Source organism: Pseudolysinimonas sp. (assembly GCF_031389465.1).
Classification (GTDB): Bacteria; Actinomycetota; Actinomycetes; order Actinomycetales; family Microbacteriaceae; genus Pseudolysinimonas_A.
Window position 1 is genome coordinate 1 of the sequence record NZ_JANMSQ010000035.1, and the last position, 21,483, is coordinate 21,483.

Sequence of the window (21,483 nt, forward strand, 5' to 3'; positions counted from 1 at the left end):
ATGCTGGCCTCGCGGTTGACGCTCTCGTCGCTGTCGAGCGGGTACCCGGCGGACACGTCGTCTGGCTGCACCGCGACGGTCGAACGGTCGAGCTGCCCGTTCCGACGCGCGCCGAGCGACTCACCCGCGCCCTCGCCGTGATCGACCGCTCGACCGGCCCGGCAGCACCCGAACTCCGTGCCGCGATGCCGGGCACCGTCGTCATGCTCGCCGTCGACGACGGCGCACACGTCGAATCGGGCGCCACCGTGCTCTCCGTTGAGGCGATGAAGATGGAACACGCCCTCGTCGCCCCGCACTCCGGAACGGTGCGCCTGCGCGTGCGCTCCGGCGAACTCGTCCGACTCGACCAAGTGGTCGCCGTCGTTGAACCCGACCTCGAGCCCGAACAGCAGGAGATGAAGAGCGCATGAACTACGAACTCACGCCCGAACAGCAGGAGCTTCAGAACACCGTCGAAGCGTTTGCCGACGAGGTCGTTGCACCCGCGGCGTACCAGTACGACACCGAACGCCGCCTGCCGCTCGACATCATCGCGCAGATGGGAGACCTCGGGCTGTTCGGGCTGCCCTTCCCCGTTGAGATCGGCGGGCAGGGCAAGGACTACTTCTCACTCTGCCTGGCCGTGGAAGCGCTCGCCCGTGCCGACCAGAGCATCGCCGTCACCCTCGAGGCCGGGGTCGGACTCGGCATCCAGCCGATCTACCGACACGGCACCGACGAGCAGAAGGAGCGCTGGCTGCCCGACCTGTTGCGCGGCCGAGCGCTCGCCGGCTTCGGGCTCACCGAAGCCGAAGCCGGGTCGGATGCCGGCGCCACCAAGACCACGGCGGTGCTCGAAGACGCCGAGTGGGTCATCAACGGCACCAAGCAGTTCATCACCAACTCGGGCACCGCGATCACGAGTGTCGTCACAGTCACGGCGGTGACCGGCGAATCCCGCAATGCCGACGGGACCATGAGCGCCGAACTCTCGTCGATTCTCGTACCGGCCGATACCCCCGGGTTCACCGTCGAGGCGAGCTACGACAAGGTCGGCTGGCACACCTCCGACACGCATCCGCTCACTCTCGTCGACGTGCGCGTACCGGAGTCGAACCTGCTCGGCGAACTCGGCCGCGGCTACGCGAATTTCTTGCGGGTGCTCGACGAGGGCCGCATCGCGTTCGCCGCCCTCGCCACCGGTGCCGCGCAAGGATGCCTCGAGGAGGCGCTGCGCTACGCGAAGGAACGCAACGTCTTCGGGCGCAGCATCGGCTCGAACCAACACATTGCGTTCAAGCTCGCGAAAATGCAGGCCCGCGTGCATCAGGCCCGGCTGTGCTACTACGACGCCGCACTCAAACTCGTGCACGGCAAGCCGTTCAAGACCGAAGCCTCGATCGCGAAAATGGTGTGCGGCGAGGCGGCGATGGACAACGCTCGCGAGGCGACGCAGATCTTCGGGGGCTACGGCTTCCTCAACGAGAACGCGGTTGCGCGGCACTACCGCGACTCGAAGATCCTCGAAATCGGCGAAGGCACGACCGAAGTGCAGCTCATGGTGATCTCGCGCGGACTCGGCCTGACCGCCTAGGTTGACCCTCATGCGCGAGATCGAGCAACGGGGACTCTACTTCGAGGAGTTCGAGGAAGGCGTGCGCTACCTGCACCGCCCGGGGCGCACCGTCACCGAAGCCGACAACGTGCTGTTCACCACCCTCACCATGAACACGCAGGGCCTGCACCTCGACGCGCACTGGGCAGCGCAACAACCGTTCGGCGAGCGTCTGGTCAACTCGATGTTCACGCTCTCGACGATCGTCGGGGCGTCGGTCACCCAGCTCACGCTCGGAACCGTCGTCGCCAACCTCGGTTTCACCGAGGTGCAGTTCCCGGCCCCGCTGCGGCTCGGCGACACGCTGTACTCGGAGACGACGGTGCTCGGCAAGCGACTGTCGGAGTCGCGGCCGGGTCAGGGCATCGTGACACTCGAACACCTCGGGCGTCGGCACGACGACGAGATCGTCGCCCGGGCCGTGCGCACGACCCTGGTCTGGACGCTCGAAGGGCGCCCGGAGTGATCTTCGACCTCGGCCCGGCGCTGCTGTTCTGCCCCGGCGACCGGCCCGACCGGTTCGCGAAAGCGCTCGAGCGGGCGGATGCGGTCATCCTCGACCTCGAGGATGCGGTTGCGCCAGCGAGCAAGCCCGCCGCGCGAGCAGCTCTCGCCGAGCATCCGCTCGACCCCGCCCGGGTTCTCGTGCGCGTCAACCCGCCGTCGACCGTCGACTTCGCGGCCGACCTCGCCGCGCTCGCCGCGACGCCATACCGCCGGGTCATGGTCGCGAAAGCCGATGCGACGCTTCCCTCGGTGCCCGGATTCGAGGTCATCGCGTTGTGCGAGACCCCGGCCGGGGTGCTCGACGCGCGCGACCTCGCCCGACGGCCCGAGGTCATCGCACTCATGTGGGGCGCTGAGGACCTCATCGCATCGCTCGGCGGCACCTCGAGCCGCGACCGCGACGGCGGCTACCGGGATGTCGCGCGCCACGCGCGAGCGATGGTGTTGCTCGCCGCAGGGGCTGCCGGCATAGCGGCGATCGACGCCGTGCACCTCGCGATCGACGACCTCGCCGGGTTGCGTTCCGAAGCGGAAGACGCCGTCGCGAGCGGGTTCGCGGCGACCGCGTGCATCCATCCGTCGCATGTCGCCGTCATTCGCGACGCCTACCGGCCGTCCGCCGAAGAGGTGGCCGCCGCGCGGCGACTGTTGGATGCCGCGGGCACCGGCGGTGCCGTCTTCCCACACGAAGGCCGGATGATCGACGGCCCCGTGCTGCGTCACGCCGAGTCCGTCCTTCGTCGCGCGGGCTCAAAGCCGTAGGGCCCGACGCTTAGTCGTCGGACTCCACGTCGCCCGACCCTGAGATGTCGGCCTCGACGGTCGCGCCGCCGCGATGGCGCACCGTCCCGCTGCCCGAGATCTCGACCTCGAGCGTGTCGGTGACATGGAGGTCGACCTCGCCGGAACCGCTGATCGAGACGGAGGCGTTGCGCACCTCGAGGTCGGAAGATTCGACCTCCCTGAGCCGCCGATCTCTGCGGCGAGCGAACCCGCGTCGCCCATAAGTTCGATGTCGCCGGATCCGTCGGCGCGCAGCTCGACGGTTTCGGCGTCGAGGCCTGTGACCACGACGTCACCCGAGCCGTTGATCTCGATCGTCAGCTCCTCGCCGGAGACCGTCGACTCGACATCCCCCGATCCGTTGATCTCGATCGATTCCAGACTCCGAACGGTGAGTTCGTAGCGGATCTCGGCGAAGCCGAACGACGCGAAGCCGGGGCGTCGGCCGAGCACGAGCACACCGTCACGCACCTCTGAGGTGAGTCGGTCGAGGATGCCCGCGGGCGCGTGGATCGTGAGCGACGGGTCCCCTTCGGTAATCGTCAGATCTCCGCTCGTGTCGAGCACGACGGCGGACACGTCGTCGATCTCCGGGGTGGAGGAGGACATCGGTCCGACCCGAACGCACCCGGTGAGGGCAACGGCGACGAGTGCGGTGGCGGCGGTGAGGGCCAGGAGGCGAGGCTTCATGCGCCCCACGCTGCCAGTCGGCGGCGGATTCCGCTGTCGGGTGAACCCCCCGAACCATGGTCGGGTCGAGCTCGCTCGACCGCTCGCCGACTGTTAGACAATCTGCTAGATTGCCTGACAATGTCACTCCAGCCCGCAACGATGCCGGATGCGATCTTCGGGACGCTCAGGGGGCGCATCATCGACCAGTCCGAGCCGCCCGGCTCGACCCTGACCGAATCGGCCGTCGCCCTGCGGTTCGGCGTTGCCCGCCCCACCGCGAAGCTCGCGATCGAGCGGCTCGTCGCCGACGGACTGCTCCGCCGTGAAGCTCATCGCGCGGCTCGGGTGCCGGAGCTCAGCCGCGACGACATCGTCGACCTGTTCGCAACGAGGCGGCTCATCGAGGCGGCGGCGCTGGCCTCTCTCGCCGGCGGTGGCACGATTCCCGCCGCCGCCCTCAGTGCGCACCGCGCGTTGCTCGACATCGCACGCGCCGGAGGCGCCTTCGCCGCTCAAGACGCCGCCTTCCACCGTGCCTTGGTCACCGGGTCACCCAGCCCTCGCCTCGCCCGCATGCACGCCGCCCTGATGGGCGAGATCGAGCTGTGCATCGGCCAGGTGCAAGCCCACCACCTGCTGCCGGTGAGGGATGTCGCGGCGCAGCACCAGCGCATCCTCGACGCCGTGACGGCGGGCGACCAGGCCGCAGCGGCCGACCTCGCCGGCGCCCATATCGACGCCGCTGAGGCCGCCCTTCTCACGCACTACGACCACACCCACTAGGAAGCACGATGTCCCGCGATCCCCAGAAGCCCCGCGATCCCCAGAAGCAGAGCCGCCAGGTTCCCCGCCCCGCCCAGATCTTCGAGCTGCTGAAGTTCAAGAAGCCCACCTGGAGCGCCACCGAGCGTCGCCTGCAGAGCGCTCTCACGATCGCCGACCTGCGCGTCATCGCGAAGCGGCGCACCCCGAGGGCCGCCTTCGATTACACCGACGGCGCCGCCGAGCAGGAGCTGTCGCTGACGCGCGCGCGCCAGGCATTCGAAGACGTCGAATTCATCCCCTCGATCCTGCGCCCAGCTGCGGATGTCGACACCTCGTCGATAATCCTCGGCGGGCCGTCGGCACTGCCGTTCGCGATCGCGCCGACCGGATTCACCCGGCTCATGCACACCCAGGGCGAACTCGCCGGGGCGTCCGCGGCTGGGGCGGCGGGCATCCCGTTCACGCTCTCGACCCTCGGCACGACGTCGATCGAGAATGTGAAGGCCGCGAACCCCGAGGGGCGCAACTGGTTCCAGCTCTACGTGATGCGCAATCGCGAGATCTCGTACGGCCTGGTCGAACGCGCGGCGGCCGCCGGATTCGACACCCTCCAGTTCACGGTCGATACCCCGGTCGCCGGGGCGCGGCTGCGCGACAAGCGCAACGGCTTCTCGATTCCCCCGGCGCTCACGGTCGGCACGATCCTCAACGCCATCCCGCGGCCCTGGTGGTGGTGGGACTTCCTGACGACCCCGAAGCTCGAGTTCGCGAGCCTGTCGACGACGGGCGGCACGGTCGGCGAGCTGCTCGACGCCGCGATGGATCCGACGATCTCCTACGCCGACCTCGAGATCATCCGCTCCACGTGGCCGGGCAAGATCGTCATCAAGGGCGTGCAGAACGTCGAGGATGCTCAGAAGCTCGCGAAGGTCGGGGTCGACGGCATCATCCTCTCCAACCACGGCGGCCGTCAGCTCGACCGCGCGCCGATCCCCTTCCACCTGTTGCCTGCCGTCGCCCGGGAAGTCGGCAAAGACGTCGAGATCGGCATCGACACGGGCATCATGAACGGCGCCGACATCGTCGCGTCCATCGCCTTGGGCGCGAGGTTCACGATGATCGGCCGCGCCTACCTGTACGGGCTGATGGCCGGCGGGCGGCGCGGAGTCGACCGCACGATCCAGATCCTCAGCACCGAGCTGGTGCGCACGATGAAACTCCTCGGCGTCTCCTCCCTCGACGAGCTCACCCCGAAACACGTCACGCAGCTCGAGCGGCTGACGCCCCGAGCTCGCTGAACCGAGCCCGCAAGGTCCCGCGGCGGCGCTGTGGCGGTGGCCGCCGCGGGATCCTCTCCCCGGCGGACTCGGCTGTTTGCCCGAGATGGTGCACTTTCGCGCGCGAAGGTCAGCCATTCCGGGCAAACAGCGTTCAGGATGGACGGGTGACCCGTGACCACGTGATCGTGCTGCCGGGCGGGGGCTACACCCGCATCTCCGAGAACGAGTCCGCGCCCATCGTCTCGTGGCTCGAAAGCCTCGGGCTGTCGGCGAGCTACTTCTCCTACCCGGTGAACACCCGCCACCCCGCGGTGCTGGACGCGGTGCGGGGCGAGATTCGCGCCAGACGGGATGCCGGGGCCGAGCGGATCGCGCTCCTCGGCTTCTCTGCGGGCGGGCACGCCGCCGGTCACTCCGCCCTCGCTCCTGGTGCAACGGCGCGCGAGCGCGTCGACCTCGCCATCCTCTGCTATCCGGTCGAATCGATGATGCTGCCGACCCATCAGGTGTCGCGCGAAACCCTCCTCGGTCCGGACGCATCCCTCGACCTGCGTGCGGCAACGAGCGTCGACCTGCTCGTGACGCCCGATGCCCCGCCGTTCTTCGTCTGGCACACCGCCGAGGATGCCGCGGTTGCGGTGCAACACAGCTACCTGCTCGGGATGGCGCTCGCCGCTGCAGGGGTGCGGCACGCGCTTCATGTCTTCGCGAAGGGCCGCCACGGGCTCAACCTCGCCCGCGCGAAGGGTGATGGCGACGCGCGCCAGTGGACTGACCTCTGCTCCGCGTGGCTCCGCGAGGAAGGGTGGTTGCCCCGCACCCCCAGTTAGGCCGGAACCTCCCCCTCCGCGTCGACCCGGGTGACAATAGGGAATGCACCACCCGACCCCCACCCCCGAGGTCATCACCGCCTCCCCCGCCTCCCCCGCCACGACAAAGCGTCGTACTTCCAGCTGGCTCGCCGCACTGCTGCTCGCGACCTCCGCCCTACTCATCCCTGCCGCCTCGGCGGCCGCAGCTCCCGCCGACGACATCTACTCCCTGGTGAACCAGGCTCGCGCCGCGAACGGGCAGAACGCGCTCGTGCGCAACGGCTCCCTCGACCAAGTCGCCGCCGCCTGGGCCAACCAGCTCGCGGCGAGCGGCGTGCTCGCGCACAACCCCAACTACCCGGCACAGATCCCCGCGGGATGGTCGCGCGCCGGTGAGAACGTGGCTCGCGGACAGGTGGATGCAAACCAGATGCACTCCGAGTGGATGGCCTCTCCCGGCCACCGCGCCAACATCCTCGGCGACTACACCGCCGTCGGGGTGGCGTTCCTCGTCGCGGGTGGCACCACCTGGGGCGTGCAGGTCTTCGCCAACTACCCGGTCGCCGCAGCACCAGCTCCGCCAGCTCCGGCTCCGGTGGCCGGGTCGGCACCCGCCGCCGCACCGGTCGAAGAGCTCGAGACCTTCTCGCTCCCCGCTTCGGACGAGTCGGCCGAGGAACCCGTCGCCGACCCGGCCGCAAAGGTCACCTCGCTGAGTGTCGCGCCGTTCAGCGCCCCCCGCGTCGACGTCACAGCGCCCGACTGGTCGTGGGCCTTCATCGCCACCGGCGTGCTGCTCATCGCCGTCGCCGGAATCCGCACCACCACCCAGCGGCGTTACCTGCTCGAGCGATAGTTCTCCCGCGCCTCGGCCGAGAACGGAGCCGGGGCGACGGTCGCGCGGATCTCGACCTGCCGGTGGGGCTCCACCGCGGGTTTGCGCGAGTTGGGGTTCTCGCCCCAGACGACGCTGACCTGCGTCCCCGGCTCGGCGTAGCCGAGTTCGACCGAGGCCAAGGAGGCAAAGGTCTGCTCGTTCACGATGTAGCCGCAGTCGTGGGAGATGCCGATCTGGCGTCCGTCGAGCAGCACCTTGTCGACCTGGAAGAAGCCGTATCGAGCTTTCGGCAGGGCGATGTACTTCGCCGGCAGCCCCTCCTCGAAGAGCGAACGCATTGCGGCGGCGACATCCTCTTCGTCCCAGACGAGGGTGACTTTCGCCCGCGTCGCCGACATCTTTTCGAGCGCGGCTTTGCCAATGAACTCGTGGTCGAAGTTGACGCTGCGGTCGTAGCCGAGATCCCACGGGGTGACGTAGTAGTCCTCGATCTCGGGAGACTCGACCGACCCGGCGATCGAGCCGGCCCGCGCTGCCGGGAGCCAGCCGCGGTAGGCATCCATTCCTTTGCCGCTGAAGATCGCGGGGGTCGGCGACGGCACCCACGCCGATTCGAGGTTGGCCGACGAGTACGCCATCGAACCCACCTGCGTGATGCCGAGGTCGGCGCCCGCGTCGAGGATCGCGGCGCGGATCGCGTCGCCCTCCGCCCAGGGCCCGAACAGCTCGAACCCCGGCTGCCCGGCCATGCCGTGGCGCAGCGCCCGCACGGTGTGCCCGGCGATCGTGAACGTCGCCATGCCGAAGAACTTCGTCTCCGGAACCTCGCCGCCGATGAGCCGCTCGACGATCGTCAGTGCGTTCGGACCCTGCAGCTCGTAGCGGTAGAGCTTCGGCGGACCGGGTCGCACGATCGAGTTGCCGTCGAGCTCGAGCTCGACGTCATAGTCGCCGATCTCTGCGTGGTAGCGCACCCAGTCGATTGCGAACGGGTGGCCGACGAGGTCGAACGACTGGTCGGCGAGATAGAACAGGATGGCGTCGCCGATGATGAAGCCCTCGTGGTTGACCGCGATGAACTGCTTCGCGTTGTCGACCCGGAATCTCGCGAACGAGTTCACCGCGAGATCCTGCAGCAACTTCAGGGCGTCCGGCCCGGTGACGAAGAGGTCGGTCATGTGGTGCGACTGGTCGAGCAGCGCACAGCCGGTGCGCCACGACTGTTGCTCGCTGCGCCAGTTGCTGAACTCCGGCGCCACGGGGAAGACCGTGGGGCGGGACTGGGCGTTGCGCAGGTACTCGACGGGGCTGCCGGCTTCGGCGATGGCGTCAGCGAGACTCTGCACTCCAGTAGCGGTGATGGTCACGAGATCCTCCATTGGGTCGTGGGCGTCACCCTACGAAGCCAGCGCCGCATCCGTGAGCTGATTTCCAGCTTGTGGAAACTACGCGCCGGCTACCACGGCGTTCCGCAGCGACCCGATGCCCTCGATCGTCGTCACGACCACCTGACCCGGCGCGAGGTACCGCGGGGGTGTTCGGGCGTGCCCGACGCCGCCCGGAGTGCCCGTCGCGACGATGTCCCCGGGATCGAGCGGGAAGACCTGCGAGATGTACGCCACGATCGCTGCCGGCCCGAACACGAGGTCGTCGATGCGGCCGTCCTGCACCACCTCGCCGTCGACCTCGGTGCTGATGCGAGCGGAGGTCGGCACCTCGTCGGGGGTCGCGAGCACCGGGCCGACCGGGGTGGAGTTCTCGAAACTCTTGCCCTGCAGCCACTGCAGCGTGCGGTTCTGCCAGTCGCGCATGCTCACGTCGTTGAGAACGGTGTAGCCGGCGATCGCAGCTGCCGCGGTGGCCTCGTCGGCGCGGCGCACGTGCGAGCCGATGACGACCGCGAGTTCGGCCTCCCAGTCGACCATTTCGGCCGCGTGCGGGGGCAGCACGATCGCGTCGCCCGCGCCGATGAGCGACTCCGGGTACTTCGTGAACAGGGTGGGAAAAGCCGGCTCCTCACGACCCATCTCTCGAATGTGTTCGCGGTAGTTCACGCCGACGCAGACGATCTTGCGGGGAGCGGGAATGACCGGTGCCCAGGCGTCGTCGGGGATGTCGCCGACCGGTAAGAAGCGCCCCGCGGCGTGCTCGGCGATCGCCCGCCAGTCGGGGTCGGCGAGCAGCGTGCCGACGTCAGCGAAGCCCGCGATCTCGACCGCCCCATCGTCCTTGAGACGGATCGCGACGGTGTCGGCGTCGCGGCGCAGGGTTGCCAGTTTCACGGTGCTGCCTTCATGCGATCGGTCCCAGCAGGTTGGTGGCCACGGTGGCGTGCACCGACTCGGTGTCCGACGGGTGGTAAATGCCCGCGAGCACGTCACGCTGCAGCCGGGCGAGTTCGCTCGACGAGCGGTATCCTCCGCCGCCCGCGACGCGCATCGCCTGATCGACGACGCGGCGTGCGGTCTCGGTCGCCCGATGCTTCGCGCCCGTCAGCCTGCGGAACCAGTCCGCTCCGTGATCGACGAGGCCGTCGACATCCGCCGCCAATGTCTCGAGGTCGGGACGCAGCGCATCCAGAGCGAGCGCGGCATCCGCAAGACGCCAGCGGATGTCGGGGTCCTGATCGGAGGTCGTGCCGGTCTTGAGCGAGGTGCGCTTCTGCGCCGCCTCGACGCCGAGCTCGAGAGCGCGGTCGGCGATGCCGGCGTACACCGAGCCGATCAGCAGCAGAAAGTTGGCGAAGATCGCGAACACGAACGGGTCGGTGTTCGGGCCCACCGGCAGGAACCGCGAGATGCGCGCGTCGGGGACGACGGCGTGGTCGAGCCATGTCGTGTTACTGGAGGTGGCTCGCATCCCGAGCGTGTCCCAGTCCTCGAGGGTCTCGACGCCAGCGGCATCCCGGGTCAGGAACCCGTGCACGAGTCGCGGGCCGTCGGGGCCGTCCTGCTGCTTCCCGAACACCCCGAGCCGGGTCCACGCGGGGGCGAGGGAGGTGAAGATCTTGCTACCCGTGAACGCGAAACCCCCCTCGGCGGTTTCGGCGGTGGTGAGCGAGTCCCACAGCACGAGGTCGTTGCCCGGCTCGCTGTTGCCGAACGCGAACAGTTCGCCCGCCCCGGCATCCCGCAACACCCAGTCGAGGCTCGCGTCGCCGCGATCGTGCAGCACGCGGGCGACCCCGACCCAGACATGATGCATGTTGATGCCGAGTGCAGTCGCCGGAGCGTAGGCCGCGAGCAGCCGCTGGTCGCGCACTGTTTCGAGCAGCGACCGCGGCGCGAGATACCGGGCGGCGCGCAACTCGTCGAGGTCCTCGGTGAAGAAGACGTTCTCGCGGTCGTACCCGGGGGCGCGCTCCCGGATGCGGGCGAGAAGGTCAGGCGTCAACGGGGACACCGCTTCAGGCTATCTGCCCGAGATGGTCGACTTTCGGGCAGAAAGGTCGACCATCTCGGGCAAATGGCTACTTCTTGAGGTCGCGCAGCACCGCTTCGAGGGCGTCGACGGCGAGGTCGAGATCAGCCTTCTCGACGACGATCGGGGGAGCGAAGCGGATGGTGGAGCCGTGGGTGTCCTTCACGAGGACGCCGCGGGCCATCAGTCGCTCGCACACCTCGCGGCCCGTTCCGAGGCTCGGGTCGATGTCGACGCCCGCCCAGAGTCCCGCACCGCGCACCGCGGCGACGCCGTGCCCCACGAGAGCCCGAAGCCGGGATTGCAGGTGGGCGCCGAGCTCGCGTGCCCGTGCCTGGTACTCCCCGGTTTCGAGCAGTTCGACGACCGCGAGTCCGACGGCTGCCGCAAGCGGGTTGCCGCCGAATGTCGAGCCGTGCTCGCCCGGGCGCAACACCCCGAGGATGTCGGCGTTCCCGACCACAGCGCTCACCGGCACGATTCCGCCGCCCAGTGCCTTACCGAGCAGGTACAAATCGGGTACGACATCCTCGTTGTCGCATTGGAAAGTCGCTCCGGTGCGACCGAGACCCGACTGGATCTCATCGGCGATGAACAGCACGTTGCGCTCGGCGGTCATCCGGCGCACCTCGGCGAAGTATCCGGGGCGCGGCACGACGACACCCGCCTCGCCCTGGATCGGCTCGAGCAGCACCGCGACGGTGTCATCGTCAAGGGCAGCCTCGAGCGCGGCCGCATCGCCGTACGGAACGCTGACGAACCCCGGTGTGAACGGACCGAAGCCGTCTTTCGCCTGCGGGTCGGACGAGAACCCGACGATCGTGGTCGTGCGTCCGTGGAAGTTGCCGTCGGCGACCAGAATCTTCGCGCGGCCGTCGGCGACGCCCTTCACGCGATACCCCCACGCGCGCGCCACCTTGATCGCCGACTCGACCGCTTCGGCGCCGGTGTTCATCGGCAACACCATGTCCTTCTTCGCCAGACGTGCGAGAGCGGCGAGGAACGGCCCGAGCCGGTCGTTGTGGAAGGCCCGGCTGGTGAGGGTGACCCGGTCGAGTTGTTCCCGCGCGGCCGCGAGCAGCACGGGATGCCCGTGCCCGAAGTTCACCGCGGAGTACGCGGCCAGGCAGTCGAGATACCGGTTGCCCTCGGGGTCGGTGATCCACGCCCCTTCGGCCGACGCCGCAACGACGGGGAGGGGGTGGTAGTTGTGCGCGCCGAACCGCTCGACCAGCTCGATCGCGGCCTCGGAGGAGATGCCCGTCCTGGTGCTCATCGGCGCAAGTCCCTACCGTCTCAGTTCCAGGGTGCAGCACTTCACTCCGCCACCGCCGAGCAGCAGCTCGGAGAGGTCGACGCCGATCGGGGTGTAGCCGCGCTCGCGGAGCGACTCCTCGAACCCGACGGCGCGTGAGGCGATGACGACGTTCTTGCCGTCACTGAAACTGTTGAGCCCGAGCACCGCGGCGTCGTCGTCGTTCACCGTCACGGCATCCGGATAGAGGTCGCGGATGATCTGCTGCGAAGCCTCGTCGAACGCCTTCGGCAGGTAGGCGATGTTGCCGGCGCCCGCGTGCGAAACGGTGTCGAGCACCGCAATCGCGGTGTCGAGGTGGTAGAACGCGGGGTCGATCAACGTCAACGTGACGACCTCCCGCCCGTAGATCCGGCGGAGTTCGTCGTGCGAACCCGCATCCGAGCGGAAGCCCGTTCCGGCCAGGATGCGCTCCCCGACCAGCAGAAAGTCACCTTCGCCCTCGTTGATCGACACCGGCTCAACGACCTCGAAGCCGTGCGACCGGAACCAGTCCATGTACGCCGGCCCTTCGGGGCCGCGCTCGTCGTACTGGAAACGCGCACCGTAGGCGATCCCGTCGAGGGTGAACCCGCCGTTCGCCGCGTAGACCATGTCGGGCAGCCCGGGCAGCGGGTCGATCAGCTCGACGTCGAAGCCGAGCCCCTCGTAGATACGGTACAACTCCTCCCACTGCCGCACGGCGAGCGCGGTGTCGGTGGGCTTTTCGGGATGCATCCACGGGTTGATTCGGTAGCTCACGGTGAAGTGATCCGGGCGGCACATGAGCACGGTCTTGTGCACCGCGACCCGCTCAACGGCGGCGGGTCCCTCACTAGCCAGCGCGGCGGCGACTTGACGCATACAGCCAGCATCGCACGCACGCATCCGGATATTCCGGGCGCAGCACGCACGTCTGACGCGAATCCGCCTCGGCTCGCGCAAGGATCCGGCGTACCCTCGGTTCGTGGACAACCTCGACTACGGGATCATCGATCTGCTCCGTCAGAACGCCCGCGCCGGCTACGGCGATATCGGCGACCGAATCGGCCTCTCCGCGTCCGCGGTGAAGCGGCGCGTCGACCGGCTCGTCGCCGACAAGGTGATCCGCGCCTTCACCGTGCAGGTCGACCCGATCGTCGACGGCCTCGCCACCGAGGCGTACGTCGAACTGTTCTGCCGCGGCACCGTCGCGCCCGAGGAGCTGCGTCGCATCCTCTCCGCCGTGCCCGAAGTGCAAGATGCCGCGACGGTCACCGGCGACGCCGACGCGATCGTGCACGTGCGTTCCCGCGACATCCCGAGCCTCGAAGACGCCCTGGAGCGCATCCGCATCGCCCCCACCGTCGACCACACCCGAAGCGCCATCGTGCTCTCGCGCCTCGTGCATCGCTCCTACGACTGAGTGCCGGTGTGAGACATCCCACATGGGATGTCGTTCGGGGTGAGATATCCCAAATGGGATATCTCATGAGCTGAGGTGACCCTCAGACGACGAGGGAGCCGAAGTCGCGGTCGGGGGTGCCGAAGCGGTGCGCGGTGATCGACACCGCCTGTTCACGCAGAAACGGCAGCAGCTCGATCCGCCCGGCCAGGGTCACCGCGCCCGACCAGACGGCGACGTCGGGTGAGCCGCCGAGGGCCGTCGCGAGAGCCAGAGGGTCGCCACCGATCAGGCGGATGCGGGAGGGCAGCCCTTCCGCGGATCGCACCAGGAATGCGGCGTCGGTCTCGACTTTCACGCCGAGGATGCCCAGCGGCGAGCGGCCCAGCGGGGTGCCGTCGTCGACGAGCGGAAGCAGTCCGGCCGGCAGGGGCGTCGCGGTGCTGACGAGCAGCTTCGCCCGGGCACGAACGCCGGCGCACAGCAGACGCGCCAGGTCGGCGAGGGGTGCGTTCTCGGCGAGCCTCAGCACGACCTCGGTCGGGCGGTAGCGGAACACGTTGCGCTCGACGCCGAGTGCCGACGGGTCGTGGCTGCGGCCGAACTCGCGCGTCCAGCATTCCTGGTCGTCGAATGCCGCCCGCCGGACCGCGTCGAAGCTCGGAAAATCGAGCACCGGCTGGAACTCTTCGATCACGGTGCGCACGCGGTCGTCGAGTCCGTCGAGGGTGAGGTCGTCGCTCGGCTCGCCCGCTTCCGGAAGCCAGTCGCCGAGCACGAACAGGGTGTTGGGCCCGCCCGCCTTCGCGCCCGGGCCGACCGACGAGCGTTTCCACCCGCCGAACGGCTGCCGCCGCACGATCGCCCCGGTGATCGGCCGGTTGACGTACAGGTTGCCCGCCTCGACCCCCTCGAGCCACACCGCAACCTCGCGCACATCGAGGGAATGGATGCCGGCGGTGAGTCCGTAGTCCGTCGCATTCTGCAGCGCGATCGCCTCGGTCAACGTCGACGCTGTCATGAGCCCGAGCACCGGACCGAAGAACTCGGTGCGCTGGAAGTCGCTTCCGGGCTGAACGCCATCCCGAACGCCCGGTGACCACAGCCGATCGGTTGCATCGAGCTGACGCGGTGTGACCAGCCAGCTCTCGCCGTCGCCGAGTTTCGTCAGTCCGCGCGCGAGTTTGCCGGTCGCTGGCTCCACCAGTGGGCCGATCTGGGTCGCCGGGTCGCTCGGCGGGCCGACGGCGAGGCTCGTGACGGCATCCGCCAGCTGTCGGCGGAACCGGTCGGAAGTGCCGACCGAGCCAACCAGGATGGCGAGCGATGCAGCGGAGCACTTCTGCCCGGCATTGCCGAAGGCGCTCTTCACGATGTCGGCCACGGCGAGGTCGAGGTCGGCGCTCGGCGTGACGATGATCGCGTTCTTGCCGCTCGTCTCGGCGAAGAGCGGCAGGTCGGGACGCCAGGACGCGAAGAGAGCGGCGGTCTCGATCGACCCGGTGAGCAGCACGCGGCCGACTTCGGGGGCGGTGATGAGCGCGCGACCGGCGTCACCTTCGCCGACGTCGACGAGCCCGAGCACCTCGCGAGGCACCCCCGCCTCCCAGAGGGCTTCGGCCAGCACCGCGCCGCACCGCCCGGCCTGGGGCGCCGGCTTCAACAGCACGGCACTGCCGGCGGCGAGGGCCGACAACACTCCGCCCGCCGGGATCGACACCGGGAAGTTCCACGGCGGGGTCACGACTGTCAGCGCCACCGGCCGGAAGACGGCGCCCTGGATGCCGGCGAGCTCGCGGGCGCGATCGGCGTAGTAGTGGGCGAAGTCGACTGCCTCGCTGACCTCGACATCCGCTTCGGCGAGAGTCTTGCCGGTTTCGGCGATCATGACCTCGATGAACCGGCTGCGGAACGCTGCGAGCACCTCGCCCGCGCGATCGAGATACTCAGCGCGCGTGCTGCCCGGAGTCCCGCCCCAATGAGCACCCGCGGCCGCGGCCCGCCGCACCCGGTCTGCCACCAGGTCGACGTCGGTCAGTCGGGATGCAGCGAGCGTTTCGCGGCCCAGGGTCGACGACCCGGCACGACCGAGCACGTCGCGCGCCCAGGCCCGGTTGCCCGGTGCGGCGGGATCGGAGTCGGGCTCGTTCGCGAACGACTCGGGCGCTCGCGGCACCACCGGATGGGAGCGGTCTTGCACCCGGTAGGCGGTGGGCACCCGGCGGTTCAGCAGCTCGAGCGACGCCGCGAACCGACCGGCCTCGCGCTCGAAGACTTCGGGAAGGTCAAGGTCGACGAGTGCGGGCAGGAAGTTCGCCGGGCTGGCGTTCTCTTCGAGCCGGCGCACGAGGTAGCTGATCGCCGCGTCGAACTCGTCGGGCGCGACAACGGGCGTGTAGAGCAGAACGCCGCCCGCGTCGGCCCGCACTGCGTCGGCGAGCGCCGGGGCCATTCCGAGCAGCATCTCGAACTCGACGCGACGCGACACCCCCCTGCTCTCTGCGAGGAGGTGGGCGAACGCGAGGTCGAACAGGTTGTGGCCGGCTACCCCGATCCGTACGGCGTCGGTGTTCTCGAGGCGCAGGGCGTATTCGAGCATCCGCTTGTAGTGCGCGTCGGTCTCGACCTTCGAGCCCCAGGTCGCCAGCGGCCAGCCGTGCACGGTCGCGTCGACGCCCTCCATCGCGAGGTTGGCGCCCTTGACGATGCGCACCTTGATTCCGGCCCCTCCGGCGGCCACCCGATCACGCGCCCACCCGGTGAGCCGCTCGAGTGCCGGCAGCGCATCGGGCAGGTAGGACTGCAACACGATGCCCGCCTCGAGGTCGGTCAGCTCGGGCCGAGCAAGCAGCCGGGTGAATACCGCGATCGTCAGGTCGAGGTCGCGGTACTCCTCCATGTCGAGGTTGATGAACTTCTGTCCGCGCGCCCGGGCGGCTTGCTCATAGAGCGGAATGAGCTTCTCGACGACGCGCTCGACGGCCTCGTCGAAGCCCCAGGCCGGGAGTTGGCTCGCGATCGACGAGACCTTGACCGAGACGTAGTCGACGTCGGGCCGGGCGAGCAGGTCCGCGATTCCGGCGAGCCGACGCGTCGCCTCCTGTTCGCCGAGCACCGCCTCACCGAGCAGATTGACGTTGAGCCGCACCCCTGGTTGCCGCAGCTTGCCGAGGGTACGGGTAAGCCGTTTCGGGGTCGCGTCGACGACGAGGTGCCGCACGAGATGCCGGAACACCCACCGTGCGATCGGGATGACAAGCCGCGGCAGCAGAATCCCGAAGCCGCCGCCCGCCACGACGGCGATGCGCAGGTACCAGGGGAGGAACTGCGGGACCCGACGCGAGAGCCGCTCGAGGTTGCGCGCGGCCACGCGGCGGTCTTCGGGTCGGATCACTCGGTCAACGAAGCCGAGGGTGAACTCGAGGCCACGCGGATCCTTGAGCAATCCCGCGAGCCGCTCGGCCCCCGGGTCGACCGGCGCATCGGCGCTTGCCTCGAGCCACTGGCGCACCTGCTGCTCGATGGCTTCGAACGACGGCAGATCGCTCGGGCGCAAATGCGGCATGACTCCGAGACTAGGCCGCCGGATGCCGCCGTCAGGGATCGGACGGGCGACACCCAGCCGGTGTTCAGGTTGCGGCGAGCGCGCCTTCGACGCGCGAACGTCGCGGAGCGCGCCGGCCCAGGCGACAGGATGGAAAGAAGATGTGTCAACCAGTTCTGCCGAGTAACATCGGACCATGTCGACCGTCTCCGAAGTTCCGAACGCCGACTGGGACCTGTGGCACACCATGCGCGCCATGAACGAACAGCTCTCTCGCGAACTCGACCGTCAACTGCAGCGCGACGCCGGCATCTCGCAGGCCGACTACGGCATCCTCGTGACGCTCTTCGAAGCCCCTGAGCGGCGGATGCGCACCGGCGAGCTCGGCGACCTGCTCGCCTGGGAGAAGAGCCGGGTCTCGCATCAGGTCGCGCGCATGGAGGCTCGCGGACTCGTCAAGCGCGTCGTCTGCGAGAGTGACGGCCGCGGTACCTGGGTGACTCTCGCCGCCGAGGGCAAGCGGGCACTTCTCGGAGCGATGCGCGAAAACGCGACCGCGATCCGCGACCTGTTCTTCGACGAGCTCGACGAGGGTGAGAAGCAGACCATGCTGCGGGCGACGTCCCGGGTGCTGGCGAAGCTCAACGCCGCCTGCGAGGCCGAAGCGGCGAACGCGTCCGCCGGCGCCGCGTGACCCGCGCCGTCGACGTCGCGATCATCGGCGGCGGACACAACGCCCTCACCGCCGCCGCCTATCTGGCCGCCGCCGGCAAAAGTGTCGTGGTGCTCGAGCGCCTCTCGTCGTTCGGCGGTGCCGCTGTCTCGGCCGACGCCTTCCCCGGTGTCTCGGCACGGCTTTCCCGCTACTCCTACTTGGTGAGCCTGCTGCCGCAGCGCATCATCGGCGACCTCGGGCTCGACATCCGCCTCGCCCGTCGGCGCTACTCGTCGTACACGCCGAAGCCGGGCGCCGACACCGGGCTGCTCGTCGACACCGGCGACCCGGCGGCTACGGCGGCATCGTTCGCCGCGATCGGGGCAGGCCCGGATGCCGACGCCTGGGGGTCGTTCTCCGACGCGACCTCCCGGCTCGCCGCCGCGCTTTTCCCCACCGTCACCGAACCCCTGCCGACCCGGTCCGAAGCGCGGCGACTGCTCGGCGACGACGCCACCTGGGATGCCTTCATCGAGCAGCCCGTCGGGCGGACCATCGAGGCGGCGTTCGCTCACGACCTCGTGCGCGGGGTTGTCGCGACCGACGCCCTCATCGGCACCTTCGCTCCGCCGATCGACCCCGGGCTGCACGGAAACCGTTGTTTCCTGTACCACGTGATCGGCGGCGGAACGGGCGACTGGGATGTGCCCGTCGGCGGCATGGGCGCGGTGAGCGGGGAACTGTGGCGCGCGGCCGTCGAGGCGGGCGCCGACCTCGTGTCGGATGCCGAGGTGACGGCGCTGACCCCCGACGGCGAGGTGACCTATCGCCGCGGGGACGAGGAACACCGAGTCGCCGCCGATACCGTGCTCTCGGGGGTAGCACCCTTCGAGCTGGCCCGGCTGCTCGGTGAAACGGCTCCCCGCCCCGAGGGTGCCCAGGTGAAGGTCAACCTGCTGCTGAAGCGCCTTCCGCGGCTGCGCGACGCCGCTGTGGATCCGGCGGCGGCATTCGGCGGCACGTTCCATGCGAATGAAGGATGGGACCGGCTCGAGGCGTCGTACGCCGAAGCGGTCGCCGGGCGCGTGCCTGACCCGATGCCGTGCGAGGTCTACTGTCACTCGCTCACCGACCCGAGCATCCTCTCGCCCGAACTCCGCGCCTCCGGGGCGCAGACCCTCACCGTGTTCGCACTGCAGGCACCCGACCGGTTGGTCGACGAGGGGAACAACCAGGCACGACGCTCCGAGTTCGAGGCCGCCGTGCTGCGCTCCCTCGACGCGGTGCTCGGCGAACCTTTGGCCGACCTCGTGCTTGCCGACGGCGACGGCCGCCCGTGCATCGAGACGAAGACGACGCTCGACCTCGAACACGCCCTACGGATGCCCGGTGGCAACATCTTCCACGGACCGCTCGACTGGCCGTTCGCGGAAGACGACGTGCCTCTGAGCACGCCTGCCGAGCGCTGGGGCGTCGCCACCGAGCACTCCCGCATCCTGCGCTGCGGGTCGGGCGCTCAGCGTGGCGGCGCCGTCAGCGGAATCGGCGGTCACAACGCCGCGATGGCCGTGCTCGAGGGCGCCTAGCTCCAGTCGGAGGGAGCAGGCTGCCGGGTCGAGGGCAGGGTGACCTCTGCCGACCACTCGCTGAGCCACTCGGGCGCCGGAAGATCGGCAGTCACGACGCCGACGATGTCGCCGACCTCTTGGATCGGCGCTACGCCGCCGGCATCCCGCAGGAATCGGCCTTGCACGAACGCGCGCGCGTACATCTCGCTCTTCGAGACGACCCGTTGTTCGATGTAGACCGCCCGGTCGTCGTAGCCGATGATGCGCGATTCGATCTGGAACCGCTGCCCGAGTTCGAGCGACTTGCGGTAGGCGATCGACTGCGCCGTCACAACGGGGTAGACCTTCTCGGCACGTAGCTTCCGCCACGCACCCGAACGCAGCATGAGGTCGAGTCGCGCGTGGTCGAGCAGCGACAGGTAGACGCCGTTGTTCATGTGCCGCAGCTCGTCGAGGTCGGTCGGCCAGACGCGGTCGTGCACGATCGACACCTCGTGCACGTCGAGCGGCGCCCGGCGGCGCGCTCCGACCGAGATGCGCAACATGCGGGAGAAGCGCCGAATCGGATCCATGGGGGCAGCTAACCTGTTCAGCCGCTGAACGGAAAGCCGGATGTCGGCTGCGCACAGCCGCACGCGGCGATCAGCGTCGGCGGTTGTCGACGATCGTCATCCGTGGCCCGTGCCGTTCGTAGCCGATCCCGGCAGCCTCGATCAGACGCACGACGCGCTGCCGATGGCCGCGCCAGGGTTCCAGCAGCTCGAGCATCCCGTCGTCGTCGACCCGTTTGCCGGTGAGGGCCCAGCCGACGCGCTTGCTCACGTGGGAGTCGCCGACGCTCACCGCATCCGGGTCGCCGTGCGAGCGCTGCACCGTCTCAGCGGCGGTCCACACCCCGATGCCCGGGATCGTGCGGAGGCGCCGGGATGCCTCGGCCGCATCCATCGTCACGGTGCGTTCAAGAGCGTCACCCACCGCGACCGCCCGCATGACAGTGTCGGAACGCCGGGGTCCGACACCCGCGGTGTGCCACTCCCACGAGGGCACCCGCTTCCATACGGCAGGCACCGGCGCGGCCCGCATCCCGGCCGGTGCCGGGCCCGGAGCCGGCTCGCCGTGTTGCAGCACCAACCCGCGCCAGGCGCGTTTCTGCTCGAGACCGCTGACCTTCTGCCCCAGTACCGTCGGCACGAGGAACGCCATGACGCGGGCTGCCCGCGTCAGCCGCAGCCCCGGGAACCGCCCGTGCAGCGTGGCGACCACAGGGTGTCGCGTCGGATCAAAGCCGCTCGTCTCGTCCCGCGCACCAAGCAGATCGGGAACGCCGGCGATCGCGTACTCGGCTCCCGGGCCCCAGGCCATCGCCTCCACCGCCCCCACCACCTCACGCAGCCGAAGCGTCGCCACGCCGCCGGCGGTCGCCAGAGCCAGCCACCAGCCGGATTCGTCACGCCGGCAAGTAGGGTCGCCCGCTCCCTGCCGAAGGGGCGCGAGCACGAGCCCGAGCGACACCCGCTCGGCGGGGGCGTAGCGCGCGCTCAGCATGTGGGGGATGCTGCTAGACGGAGGCGAGAGCGGCTGTCGCAAGAAACGCCAGGATGCCGACCACGAGTCCGAGCAGGGCGGCGCGGCTGACCCGACCGGCGCGGCTCGAACGTACGATCGCCACAATGCTCACCGCGATGCCGATGGGCCAGAAGGCGATCGCAAAACCAGTCCGACGACCCCGAGGGCTCGATCGGTATCGCCGACGACGGCGGGCGTAGTCACGACAGAACTCTATCCACGCCCGCCGACGGCTGATGTCGTGAACGCCCGGGCCATACTCGGCGCACGCGCCCATCAGAGGGCAAACTGGTTCGCCACCGACACTAGCGACCCCGGGACAAGGTGCCCAGGTGCGCGTCCGAAACGGAGGAGTCGGAGCGGCCCGTGGGCGCGCTCCGACTCTTCACCAATTCCCGAAGGGATCAGTACGTGGTGTAGCTCGCGACACCGAGGGTCGCGAACAGCGCGATGTTGGCGATGATCGCGATCACGCCGATGACGAGGCCGATGATGCTAACGATGATGCCGATCGTCGCCGGGGTGTTCTCGACGCCAGCGGCCTTCGACTGTTTGCGGGCGATGATGCTGACGATCAGACCGGCAAGCGAAAACACGAACGCCAGGACGAGACCGACGATGCCGAGGGTCTTTCCGTCGGCGACGGGCGCGGGGCCGGGGGCCGGAGCGGGAGCAGGGGTGGTCATAGGTGAATCTCCTTGAGATCTACAGGGAACGACGATCGTCGTACCGCCGCCGACTCTAGCGACTCCCGGGTGCAGAAGGCGAGCACATCTCCGCGGCGAGCCGCACGACGTA

The 21,483-nt window shown here is 69.2% G+C and carries 20 protein-coding genes and 1 pseudogene; 11 read left to right on the plus strand and 10 right to left on the minus strand.

Annotated features, from left to right (window positions below; genetic code table 11):
• The 4 genes from RMO30_RS01435 to RMO30_RS01450 form a co-directional block, all read left to right on the plus strand.
• Positions 1 to 413: acetyl-CoA carboxylase biotin carboxyl carrier protein subunit (locus RMO30_RS01435; RefSeq protein WP_309708529.1), on the plus strand; the 413-nt coding region annotated here is incomplete at its 5' end.
• Positions 410 to 1,576, plus strand: coding sequence for an acyl-CoA dehydrogenase family protein (locus RMO30_RS01440; RefSeq protein WP_309708532.1), 1,167 nt, complete (start codon positions 410 to 412; stop codon positions 1,574 to 1,576). The genes RMO30_RS01435 and RMO30_RS01440, both read left to right, overlap by 4 nt.
• A gap of 10 nt (positions 1,577 to 1,586) precedes the next feature.
• On the plus strand, positions 1,587 to 2,063 hold the full coding sequence (locus RMO30_RS01445) for a MaoC family dehydratase (RefSeq protein ID WP_309708535.1): 477 nt from the start codon (positions 1,587 to 1,589) through the stop codon (positions 2,061 to 2,063).
• Positions 2,060 to 2,866: a CoA ester lyase gene (locus tag RMO30_RS01450; protein ID WP_309708538.1), complete on the plus strand. Its 807-nt coding sequence runs from the start codon at positions 2,060 to 2,062 to the stop codon at positions 2,864 to 2,866. Before RMO30_RS01445 ends, RMO30_RS01450 begins: the two co-directional genes overlap by 4 nt.
• Before the next feature lie 10 nt (positions 2,867 to 2,876).
• On the opposite strand, the pseudogene RMO30_RS01455 reads toward RMO30_RS01450, so the two are convergent.
• Positions 2,877 to 3,577, minus strand: a pseudogene (locus RMO30_RS01455) (head GIN domain-containing protein).
• Positions 3,578 to 3,697: 120 nt separating this feature from the next.
• Between RMO30_RS01455 and RMO30_RS01460 the strand changes: the two are divergent.
• The 4 genes from RMO30_RS01460 to RMO30_RS01475 all read left to right on the plus strand — a co-directional run bounded on the left by RMO30_RS01460 (position 3,698) and on the right by RMO30_RS01475 (position 7,272).
• Positions 3,698 to 4,342: a GntR family transcriptional regulator gene (locus RMO30_RS01460; protein ID WP_309708542.1), complete on the plus strand. Its 645-nt coding sequence runs from the start codon at positions 3,698 to 3,700 to the stop codon at positions 4,340 to 4,342.
• A gap of 8 nt (positions 4,343 to 4,350) precedes the next feature.
• Positions 4,351 to 5,622, plus strand: a complete 1,272-nt coding sequence (locus RMO30_RS01465) for an alpha-hydroxy acid oxidase (protein ID WP_309708545.1) — start codon at positions 4,351 to 4,353, stop codon at positions 5,620 to 5,622.
• Between the two features lie 146 nt (positions 5,623 to 5,768).
• Entirely contained in the window at positions 5,769 to 6,434 is a 666-nt protein-coding gene (locus tag RMO30_RS01470) for a prolyl oligopeptidase family serine peptidase (RefSeq protein WP_309708548.1), read from the plus strand.
• A gap of 43 nt (positions 6,435 to 6,477) precedes the next feature.
• Positions 6,478 to 7,272, plus strand: coding sequence for a CAP domain-containing protein (locus tag RMO30_RS01475; RefSeq protein ID WP_309708551.1), 795 nt, complete (start codon positions 6,478 to 6,480; stop codon positions 7,270 to 7,272).
• On the opposite strand, the gene RMO30_RS01480 is transcribed toward RMO30_RS01475, so the two are convergent.
• The 5 genes from RMO30_RS01480 to ddaH form a co-directional block, all read right to left on the minus strand.
• Positions 7,254 to 8,621 (minus strand): aminomethyl transferase family protein, encoded by a 1,368-nt coding sequence (locus RMO30_RS01480; RefSeq protein ID WP_309708553.1) that lies wholly within the window; start codon positions 8,619 to 8,621, stop codon positions 7,254 to 7,256. The two genes, RMO30_RS01475 and RMO30_RS01480, sit on opposite strands and share 19 nt — an antisense overlap.
• A 78-nt stretch (positions 8,622 to 8,699) precedes the next feature.
• A complete protein-coding gene (locus RMO30_RS01485; protein WP_309708555.1) occupies positions 8,700 to 9,536 on the minus strand; it encodes a fumarylacetoacetate hydrolase family protein in 837 nt (278 codons plus the stop codon).
• Between the two features lie 10 nt (positions 9,537 to 9,546).
• Positions 9,547 to 10,656: an acyl-CoA dehydrogenase family protein gene (locus RMO30_RS01490; RefSeq protein ID WP_309708558.1), complete on the minus strand. Its 1,110-nt coding sequence runs from the start codon at positions 10,654 to 10,656 to the stop codon at positions 9,547 to 9,549.
• Between the two features lie 67 nt (positions 10,657 to 10,723).
• Positions 10,724 to 11,950 carry an ornithine--oxo-acid transaminase gene (gene rocD, locus RMO30_RS01495; protein ID WP_309708561.1) on the minus strand — a complete coding sequence of 409 codons (1,227 nt, stop codon included), beginning with the start codon at positions 11,948 to 11,950 and terminating at the stop codon, positions 10,724 to 10,726.
• A 12-nt stretch (positions 11,951 to 11,962) separates the two neighbouring features.
• Positions 11,963 to 12,832: a dimethylargininase gene (gene ddaH, locus RMO30_RS01500; protein ID WP_309708564.1), complete on the minus strand. Its 870-nt coding sequence runs from the start codon at positions 12,830 to 12,832 to the stop codon at positions 11,963 to 11,965.
• A 103-nt stretch (positions 12,833 to 12,935) separates the two neighbouring features.
• On the opposite strand from ddaH, the gene RMO30_RS01505 reads away from it, so the two are divergent.
• Positions 12,936 to 13,373 carry an Lrp/AsnC family transcriptional regulator gene (locus tag RMO30_RS01505; protein WP_309708565.1) on the plus strand — a complete coding sequence of 146 codons (438 nt, stop codon included), beginning with the start codon at positions 12,936 to 12,938 and terminating at the stop codon, positions 13,371 to 13,373.
• Between the two features lie 82 nt (positions 13,374 to 13,455).
• Here the strand turns inward: RMO30_RS01505 and RMO30_RS01510 are convergent, their stop codons facing one another.
• The gene (locus RMO30_RS01510; RefSeq protein ID WP_309708568.1) at positions 13,456 to 16,917 is read right to left on the minus strand and encodes a bifunctional proline dehydrogenase/L-glutamate gamma-semialdehyde dehydrogenase; all 3,462 of its coding nucleotides are present in this window, start codon (positions 16,915 to 16,917) and stop codon (positions 13,456 to 13,458) included.
• 175 nt (positions 16,918 to 17,092) lie between these two features.
• On the opposite strand from RMO30_RS01510, the gene RMO30_RS01515 reads away from it, so the two are divergent.
• Both RMO30_RS01515 and RMO30_RS01520 read left to right on the plus strand, forming a co-directional pair.
• On the plus strand, positions 17,093 to 17,590 hold the full coding sequence (locus RMO30_RS01515; protein ID WP_309708570.1) for a MarR family transcriptional regulator: 498 nt from the start codon (positions 17,093 to 17,095) through the stop codon (positions 17,588 to 17,590).
• Positions 17,587 to 19,137: an NAD(P)/FAD-dependent oxidoreductase gene (locus tag RMO30_RS01520; protein ID WP_309708573.1), complete on the plus strand. Its 1,551-nt coding sequence runs from the start codon at positions 17,587 to 17,589 to the stop codon at positions 19,135 to 19,137. The genes RMO30_RS01515 and RMO30_RS01520 overlap by 4 nt, the downstream gene beginning before the upstream one ends.
• Here RMO30_RS01520 and RMO30_RS01525 read toward each other — a convergent pair.
• From RMO30_RS01525 to RMO30_RS01535, 3 genes are all read right to left on the minus strand, one after another.
• Positions 19,134 to 19,691 carry an acyl-CoA thioesterase gene (locus RMO30_RS01525; RefSeq protein ID WP_309708575.1) on the minus strand — a complete coding sequence of 186 codons (558 nt, stop codon included), beginning with the start codon at positions 19,689 to 19,691 and terminating at the stop codon, positions 19,134 to 19,136. The genes RMO30_RS01520 and RMO30_RS01525 overlap by 4 nt on opposite strands.
• 70 nt (positions 19,692 to 19,761) lie before the next feature.
• Positions 19,762 to 20,664, minus strand: coding sequence for a DNA-3-methyladenine glycosylase 2 family protein (locus RMO30_RS01530; RefSeq protein WP_309708577.1), 903 nt, complete (start codon positions 20,662 to 20,664; stop codon positions 19,762 to 19,764).
• 425 nt (positions 20,665 to 21,089) lie between these two features.
• Entirely contained in the window at positions 21,090 to 21,371 is a 282-nt protein-coding gene (locus RMO30_RS01535) for a hypothetical protein (RefSeq protein ID WP_309708579.1), read from the minus strand.
• Positions 21,372 to 21,483: the final 112 nt, after the last annotated feature.

Excerpts from the sequence above, each read along its gene's own strand:
- RMO30_RS01440 (WP_309708532.1), top strand. The coding sequence starts at position 410 with ATGAACTACGAACTCACGCCCGAACAGCAGGAGCTTCAGAACACCGTC.
- RMO30_RS01445 (WP_309708535.1), top strand. The coding sequence starts at position 1,587 with ATGCGCGAGATCGAGCAACGGGGACTCTACTTCGAGGAGTTCGAGGAA.
- RMO30_RS01460 (WP_309708542.1), top strand. The coding sequence starts at position 3,698 with ATGTCACTCCAGCCCGCAACGATGCCGGATGCGATCTTCGGGACGCTC.
- RMO30_RS01465 (WP_309708545.1), top strand. The coding sequence starts at position 4,351 with ATGTCCCGCGATCCCCAGAAGCCCCGCGATCCCCAGAAGCAGAGCCGC.
- RMO30_RS01475 (WP_309708551.1), top strand. The coding sequence starts at position 6,478 with ATGCACCACCCGACCCCCACCCCCGAGGTCATCACCGCCTCCCCCGCC.
- rocD (WP_309708561.1), bottom strand. The coding sequence starts at position 11,950 with ATGAGCACCAGGACGGGCATCTCCTCCGAGGCCGCGATCGAGCTGGTC.
- ddaH (WP_309708564.1), bottom strand. The coding sequence starts at position 12,832 with ATGCGTCAAGTCGCCGCCGCGCTGGCTAGTGAGGGACCCGCCGCCGTT.
- RMO30_RS01510 (WP_309708568.1), bottom strand. The coding sequence starts at position 16,917 with ATGCCGCATTTGCGCCCGAGCGATCTGCCGTCGTTCGAAGCCATCGAG.
- RMO30_RS01515 (WP_309708570.1), top strand. The coding sequence starts at position 17,093 with ATGTCGACCGTCTCCGAAGTTCCGAACGCCGACTGGGACCTGTGGCAC.
- RMO30_RS01525 (WP_309708575.1), bottom strand. The coding sequence starts at position 19,691 with ATGGATCCGATTCGGCGCTTCTCCCGCATGTTGCGCATCTCGGTCGGA.
- RMO30_RS01530 (WP_309708577.1), bottom strand. The coding sequence starts at position 20,664 with ATGCTGAGCGCGCGCTACGCCCCCGCCGAGCGGGTGTCGCTCGGGCTC.
- RMO30_RS01535 (WP_309708579.1), bottom strand. The coding sequence starts at position 21,371 with ATGACCACCCCTGCTCCCGCTCCGGCCCCCGGCCCCGCGCCCGTCGCC.